The organism is Moritella sp. (assembly GCF_033791185.1).
Taxonomy (GTDB): domain Bacteria; phylum Pseudomonadota; class Gammaproteobacteria; order Enterobacterales; family Moritellaceae; genus Moritella.
This window is the reverse complement of sequence record NZ_JASJHF010000314.1, coordinates 1-6,973: the sequence shown is the minus strand read 5'-3', so window position 1 is coordinate 6,973 and position 6,973 is coordinate 1. Positions and strand designations below refer to the sequence as shown.

The 6,973-nt window shown below is 42.4% G+C and carries 7 protein-coding genes and 1 riboswitch; of the genes, 2 read left to right on the top strand and 5 right to left on the bottom strand.

From position 1 onward, the window contains the following. Positions 1-1,238: DUF4056 domain-containing protein (locus QNK26_RS17930; RefSeq protein WP_319225424.1), on the bottom strand; the 1,238-nt coding region annotated here is incomplete at its 3' end. Then, positions 1,238-2,251: a virulence protein gene (locus QNK26_RS17925; protein WP_319225423.1), complete on the bottom strand. Its 1,014-nt coding sequence runs from the start codon at positions 2,249-2,251 to the stop codon at positions 1,238-1,240. The genes QNK26_RS17930 and QNK26_RS17925, both read right to left, overlap by 1 nt. Positions 2,252-2,592: 341 nt before the next feature. On the opposite strand from QNK26_RS17925, the gene QNK26_RS17920 reads away from it, so the two are divergent. Together QNK26_RS17920 and QNK26_RS17915 are read left to right on the top strand one after the other, a co-directional pair. Continuing rightward, positions 2,593-3,621 carry an endonuclease/exonuclease/phosphatase family protein gene (locus QNK26_RS17920; protein ID WP_319225421.1) on the top strand — a complete coding sequence of 343 codons (1,029 nt, stop codon included), beginning with the start codon at positions 2,593-2,595 and terminating at the stop codon, positions 3,619-3,621. Positions 3,622-3,754: 133 nt separating this feature from the next. Then, positions 3,755-3,929: riboswitch (yybP-ykoY riboswitch) on the top strand. A 12-nt stretch (positions 3,930-3,941) separates the two neighbouring features. Beyond that, positions 3,942-4,964 (top strand): calcium/sodium antiporter, encoded by a 1,023-nt coding sequence (locus QNK26_RS17915; protein WP_319225420.1) that lies wholly within the window; start codon positions 3,942-3,944, stop codon positions 4,962-4,964. Between the two features lie 57 nt (positions 4,965-5,021). Here QNK26_RS17915 and QNK26_RS17910 read toward each other — a convergent pair whose 3' ends face one another. The 3 genes from QNK26_RS17910 to QNK26_RS17900 all read right to left on the bottom strand — a co-directional run. Continuing rightward, positions 5,022-6,401: a hypothetical protein gene (locus QNK26_RS17910; protein WP_319225419.1), complete on the bottom strand. Its 1,380-nt coding sequence runs from the start codon at positions 6,399-6,401 to the stop codon at positions 5,022-5,024. A 5-nt stretch (positions 6,402-6,406) separates the two neighbouring features. Continuing rightward, positions 6,407-6,742 (bottom strand): DUF2249 domain-containing protein, encoded by a 336-nt coding sequence (locus QNK26_RS17905; protein ID WP_319225418.1) that lies wholly within the window; start codon positions 6,740-6,742, stop codon positions 6,407-6,409. Then, positions 6,742-6,973: hemerythrin domain-containing protein (locus tag QNK26_RS17900; protein ID WP_319225416.1), on the bottom strand; the 232-nt coding region annotated here is incomplete at its 5' end. The genes QNK26_RS17900 and QNK26_RS17905, both read right to left, overlap by 1 nt.

The following is a 6,973-nucleotide window of genomic DNA, read 5'->3' as shown; positions in this document are numbered from 1 at the left end:
GGTATATGGCTAAAGTTAGCCTTAAACTTATCATCAATAAATAACCACAATTTTGCCGTTGCATCTATATCAATACCCTGACTGTAACGTGGCAGCGATAATTGTTTGGCTTGGGGCTCTTGCTGACATTCACCTTGCTGGCGATCCTCTTGCAGACATTCCCCGTGTAAATAGAGTGGCGCGAGCAAAGGCCAATGAGCATGCGCTTGCGCGGCTTGTTTATCCACCAAATACGGAGACTGAACATCACCCAAGGCATAATGGCGTTTTAATAACATAAACTTATTTGGCAGTGGTTCATTTGAATCCCACCAATCGCCGTCAATCACATCGAACAGCGCATTAGTTTGCTCGGCAGTAACTGGCTCAAGTTGATTGATTGCTGCAGTTAACCAGCCGTTCATGTGCTGATTAAATAAAGTTTTATTCATCGCTAAATTATTACTAATTAACGCTAAGGCGATCTTAGCACCAAGCATATTTGAATAGATGTCTTCAGGTGAATAAGCTGATACCTCCTCAGACCAAAGCGCCCAACTGCGATAACCATGCCATTGTGCTATTTCATGTGACTCCGCCATTAAGTAACCCAATCTCGCCGCCATATCTGCAGCTAAATTCCAGCGCTGTAATGGGTCAAGGTGGTCAATATCAAAGGCCGTTAATTGGATATAACGGGGGCCGATTTCAGGCGGTAACTCGATTTTTGCTTCTTTACCTAACTGCTTATAAATTTTATAAAACAAAATAATAGTGTTATCAGCGGTATCTCGTACATGGGCTAAATCGATGAAGCCGCCAAGTCGCGTATAGATTTGGCCATTATTTTCACCGCTGCTACTGCCGTCTGGTGATGCTTTTACATAGCTAAATGAGCCGGCATCAAAAGCATGGGCGCCAATATCATTAGCGCCAAGCGTATTAGCATAACGAAAGAACGGTACTTGTAAGGTACCGACTTTGACTTTTTGGGCATTACCAAAGGCGCAGCAAGGTCTTACATCCCCAGGCATCGCTAAGCTTGAAAATCCATTTAGCTCGGTGCTTGCTAGTACACTTCTATCAGGCTGCGGCGTTAATGCTTCAGCGACAGCGGCATCTGAGGGTAATGAACGAACTTGCCAATCTTGACTGCAAGCGGTTAATAACAAAGCGCCAAACGAGAACATAGAGACTTTAATCAGTAGCATTACATTAGGGCGTATGTTGTGGGTTACAGTATTAAAAGATGCACTCATTAAAAACGATACCCAAGGCTGACCATCATGCTACGGCGAGTACCGACACCCGCTTCCATAAGCAGATCGACATTGTTGGTAATTTGCGCTTGCCCACCGATTAAGGTATTCCACTTATCTTCAAGGTGCTGCTCGACTTCAAATTTCCCTGGTAGGTTGATACCAATATCCTTGAGGTTCCCCGCAAATGTTTGTTCTACATTCTGATACATAGCGCCAGTCCATAACTGCATATCATGGCCTTTAAATTTCCAGCGATAACCAACGCGTGGCGAGACGACAATAGAACTGATTTCACCATCGAGAATATCTAATGCGGTATTGGTGTAATTAACATCGAGCAAGGCAAACCAATTATCAATGCCGCCAACGATCGTTGTCCCAGCGCCGTAAGTAATGCCCTTAAAGTTCAATTCAAAGTCATATGTGCCTAAGCTAATCGGAGGTTTACTCGGTCTATTCGGTCTATTCGGTCTATTCGGTCGATTAGCTCGCTCAAAAGTCGGATTAACCACAGCTGTACTACTGCCCTGGGTGTAACCGAGAATACCGTATACATTTAAAAACGGTAATACCCAAACATCACCACGGAGGGTTAAGGTTTCAGATTCTTGCTGTGCCGTTGATGAGCCGACTTTAACGCGATCATCAATGGGACCTAAGCCACTAAAGCCAACTGAATCGACAATCAATGGCTGTTCCATTTTCATATAGGTCATGCTAAAACCATATGGCTTAGGTAATTCATGCCCTAAATCGATGGCTTCTTGCGCCCAAATAGGAAAATTACGCTCATAACGATCGTATTCTTCAACACTGAGTAACTCACTTTCATCTGCCGTTAACCCTGTTGATGCCACCTTCGCTTGCTCAATGCCGACAATATGTTTCACGTTACTATTACTGGCAGATTCTAAATCTTTAGAGGTAAATAGATGATCATTGGCGGATACAGCAAACGAGCTGCTAATAGCTACTGTCATTGCCACTGTGAAATGTGTGTTGTTCATCATACTACCTCTAAAACGAATAAGGCGCGGAGTCTAACAAACACGTTTAAGAAAACAATTTATCGAACAGTACATTACAATAAATTACAATCATGATTAATTATCATTCTAATTACAACTTACCAGATATTGATTAAACACCTTTATATCAAAGGTATACAAGCTAAATCTTGATGATTACGCACGAAAAAAAAGCAACAAACTGTCAAATAATGAGTTGCTTATTACACAAAGCACCTTAGACTAATTGCATGTAAAAATGGCGTAAATATTTATTTGCCCCACACTGCTAAGCTTGTTATAAACATGACTGTTGTTTTCTCTCTATCTGGTATCTTTTACCTATGCTAAAAATTGCCACCTTTAATCTTTTCAACTACATCGAACCACCGTTTGCTTGTTATGATTTTGATCGTATCTATGACGAGCAGCAATGGCAAAAAAAGCAGAAATGGATACGTGATTACCTTGTCGAACATCAGCCTGACGTCATTGGCTTTCAAGAAGTGTTTAGCCCAGATTCATTAAAAGCATTAGCGGCTGAATGTGACTACCCGTATTTTGCAGTAGTCGACAGCGCCGATGTCATTGAAGATTACATTTTCCGCAGCCCCGTGGTCGCGATCGCCTCACGTTACCCAATCACAGAGATCACTGCGGTCATGCCTGACTGCGAGCTTGCCGTGGACATGGGGTTATCATCAGAATATCAATTTAGTCGTAAGCCACTGCGCGCCAGTATCGAACTACCGCACCTTGGCGCAACAGATTGTTATGTCGTGCATTTCAAATCTAAACGGCCAATGTTAGAAAGTGACGATAATGAATTAGCCACCACCAAAGCGGTGCTTGATGCTTTTACTAAACAAATGTGTGGCAGTTGGGGATCGTCAATGCAACGCGGTTCAGAGGCAGCATTATTATTCCAACAAATGATCCAACGTCGACTCGTGACGAATAATCCGATGATGTTAATGGGTGATTTTAATGACCGATTAGATAATGACCGTGATGGTGTTTTATCTCACCTAACTATGGACACATTACGTTTCAACTCAGACCCGCAAGCACAAGACATTGTGAAGCAATTTAGTCTGCAAGATAGCTGGAATTTATACCAACACGCCGCCAATGGAGTGGTTGCAAGCGCTACACCCGCCCCGCGCCCCGCCACGCATTACTTTTATAATAAAGGCTCGGTGTTAGATTACATCTTATTATCATGTGAGTTTAATGCACAATATCAACGCAGTCTTTTTGAGGTGAGCAACTACCATACTTATGACCGCCACCTGATTAATCCTATCTATGAGCGTGATAGTGAAAGTACTGACCATGCTGTGGTACAAATCAGCTTGCAACTAAGAAACTAAATGATAGGTTAAATAAAATCACCTTCGGCTATAAGTATTTATGCCCATAAGATGTTTTTAAAATAACGTAATTTAATTACATATTATACTTGCGTTAGCGTCATTCTATCTTATAATGCCGCAATCTATTCGAGGGAGTAGTCGCTTCACGCCAGTGAAGGAGTACATCAACATAACTGACCCACAGGTCATGGTGTATTCAACCGAGTCCGAGGCTAATAACCCAGGACTAAGTTTGATGAGACTTGAACAAGTAAACACCTACTTTCGAGGGCAGGGTGTCGCTTGTTTATGTCTAAATGCCCTCGTACGAGAACCCTATGTCTTTATTATTACCTATCGTTGCAGTGCTAGTTGGTTTTGTTTTACTGACCTTAAGTGCCGACCGCCTGATCTTAGTATCATCCACATTAGCGAAACAGTTCGGTGTTTCAGTCATGTTTATTGGTATGACCGTCATTGCCTTTGGTACTTCATTCCCAGAATTAGTCGTCAGTGCTATCGCTTCATTCAATGGCGCAGAAGGCCTTGCTGTCGGTAATGCTATCGGCTCAAACATCATCAACAGTGGTCTAGTACTCGCTCTTTGCGCTTTGTTTATGCCATTGGTTATTCAAGTGCGTTTTATTAAACGTGAACTCCCTATTCTAGTTGTTGCGCTTATCGCGACGATTGCATTGATGTCGAATGGCTCGATTACTAAATGGGACAGTTTAATTCTAATATCACTGCTTGCGCTGTACTGTGTGTACCTTGCTAAATCGTCATCAACAGATGATGTTGAAGGCGAGTTAGAATTTTTAGATGTGAGCCAAACACGTGCATTAGTAGAAACGATTGCCATGCTTATCGTACTACTAATCAGTTCCCAAATCATGGTTTGGGGTAGCGTTGAACTGGCGAAAGCCATGGGCGTTAGCGACTTATTAATCGGCTTAACGATAGTTGCATTTGGTACCAGCCTGCCAGAATTGGCGGCGGCGATTGCCGGTGTTCGCCGGGGTATGCCGGAGATTGCATTCGCGACTGTGATTGGTTCAAATACCTTTAATCTATTGGGTGTACTGGCATTTCCAGGTTTGATTGGCGATGGGCTACAGCTGCCCGCTGAAGTGCTAACACGCGATATTCCAATGCTATCGATAATGACTGCATTCATGGTTATCTCGTTTACCATGACCTATTTTGCGGTGAGTAAGCGTCGCTCTGCTTTAGTGCCAGAACAACTGACAGCTGAGTTAATTGCAGCAGACAGTAAACTAAACTACCGCTTCGGTCGCCTTTCTGGGGCTATATTGTTAGTTATGTTTATTGGTTATACGTGGGTATTATTTACTTCTTAATCGCATTTGATAAGATTTAAGTTAACGTAATAACGCATCATGTATTCACATGATGCGTTATGTGAGCAATGCAGTGTCAATGTCTTTAGCTATCGCATAATAACGATAACTGACACTGAGCATCAATCCAAACAGATAACCAAACTGCAGCATTATCGCTATTGACAATAACCAATAACAAGCCGGGTTATATAATGTCATCAGTAAGGTAATTAGACTTAGCACATGACTATACATCAACATTTGCATGCGCGGTTTACTTAATAACACATGCATATTCGGTAACAATGCGAAGGCTTGCATATGAAAACCACATTGACGTTGTAAGTGCAGATAAGCGAGAAAAGGCATAATCTTAATTATCATGGCCATGATCACACTCATTACCCAGCCATAGATAAACACCGAGGCTAACGTCAACGGCGACCAACCTAAGCTAATTAACCACATTTCCGTACTCGGTACTGCACTTATAATTAAACTCATCACTAAACTAATTGAACAGCAAAGTAACAAACAACTTAATGCAATAAACCAACAGCTGACACTGGTATCGGTTATTTTTCGTTTGCGCTTTAATAAGCAATTCATCGCGGTTACAGCATAGACGCCCAAACCGAGCTTTAATAGGCTGACACAAATCATTTGTGCTATTTGCCACACGGCTGTATTAGTCACGCTAACTTGTGTTATCACTAATGTCAGGAGAGTGTGTAACAGTAATACGATGAATAAAAAGCCCGGTAAATAACGTGTACTCCACATCGGAAATGCCGGCGCAACATGAAACATAGGCAATACTTGAAAGCTAACCCCAATAATCACCAAACTAATCCAACCAATAAGCCCCCAACTCGCGTGGCTATCCGTTAACTGCTTAGTAATATTAAACTGTCCAGCAAATAAATAATCGGCAAGTAGTAAACTGGCCACAACCCCCACCACGATGACAGAAATAAAACCTAATCGCATGGTATTAATTGAAAAACTGGCTTGAGTACGCGGCCTAATTAACCATAATATCGCAGCTATAAAGCCGCCAAGCCCAACGGTAAATGCACCGCCCGCAAGACTGAAAAATAAATCACTATTGAGCCCAAACATACCGGCTAAAAATGCAGTAATTAATGACAACGTACCTGCCGACATTAATACTAATGTCGACATAGCAATCAGAGAAACGTGAGGTAATGACTTCCCCGCAAGTACTGGAAGTAATTGCAAGATTGCCCCACACATTATCATAGATATAATGCCAAGGACGACAGCATGAGTCATCGCGAGTGTCGCAGGGTGCCAGCGTGTCAACCACATTGATTCTCCGCCAAAGCCGATAATAAGCGCACTGATCAACGCAAAAAACGGGGCAACAAAGAAAAAACGCATTGGTACCGAAAATGCCGGTATTTTTTCAAAATCTAAGCCTGCAAGATTCATTGTATTTATACCTCAGACAACGCCGCTAAGGCTAATTCATCCACTTTCAACGCGATACTAATAACAACCGCTAAGTCTTCACAGCTACCATCAGTATTACGCTGTTTATGGGTCTGATTTTCAAAAAATGTACTTGTTCCCGGTATTCGAATATCGACCCGATAGGCAAACCCCAACTGGATAAGTTTAGGATAGAGTGGCACTGGATTTTTACGATGCTGGACAATCAGGCACTGCCCGCGAGATAACGCTGCTAAAGCCTGTAATATTTGACGCATGGGCTCGGGAGCTTCTAACTCGCTAACATCAAGATGAATAGTCTGCAATCCGGTTTTAACCATTACACGGACGCTTTAACTTGCTGTAATACCGCATCAGCATCGGGCAGGTGCGCTTGAGTCATGGGATACAGCATCTGTTCTTCTTTCATATTGTGCTGTTGCATTAGCATCATCAATGTCTCAGAAAGTCCAAAAAATCTCTCCGTGTCTTTTGAAGCTATAGCTTCAACCATCTGAGTCATCATACGTCGCATCTGTTCATGTTCATTTCTCATAACCTCTGTTGGACCC

What these genes read in the sequence shown, in the direction of transcription:
- QNK26_RS17925 (WP_319225423.1), bottom strand. Translation starts at nt 2,251, where the DNA reads ATGATGAACAACACACATTTCACAGTGGCAATGACAGTAGCTATTAGC.
- QNK26_RS17920 (WP_319225421.1), top strand. Translation starts at nt 2,593, where the DNA reads ATGCTAAAAATTGCCACCTTTAATCTTTTCAACTACATCGAACCACCG.
- QNK26_RS17915 (WP_319225420.1), top strand. Translation starts at nt 3,942, where the DNA reads ATGTCTTTATTATTACCTATCGTTGCAGTGCTAGTTGGTTTTGTTTTA.
- QNK26_RS17910 (WP_319225419.1), bottom strand. Translation starts at nt 6,401, where the DNA reads ATGAATCTTGCAGGCTTAGATTTTGAAAAAATACCGGCATTTTCGGTA.
- QNK26_RS17905 (WP_319225418.1), bottom strand. Translation starts at nt 6,742, where the DNA reads ATGGTTAAAACCGGATTGCAGACTATTCATCTTGATGTTAGCGAGTTA.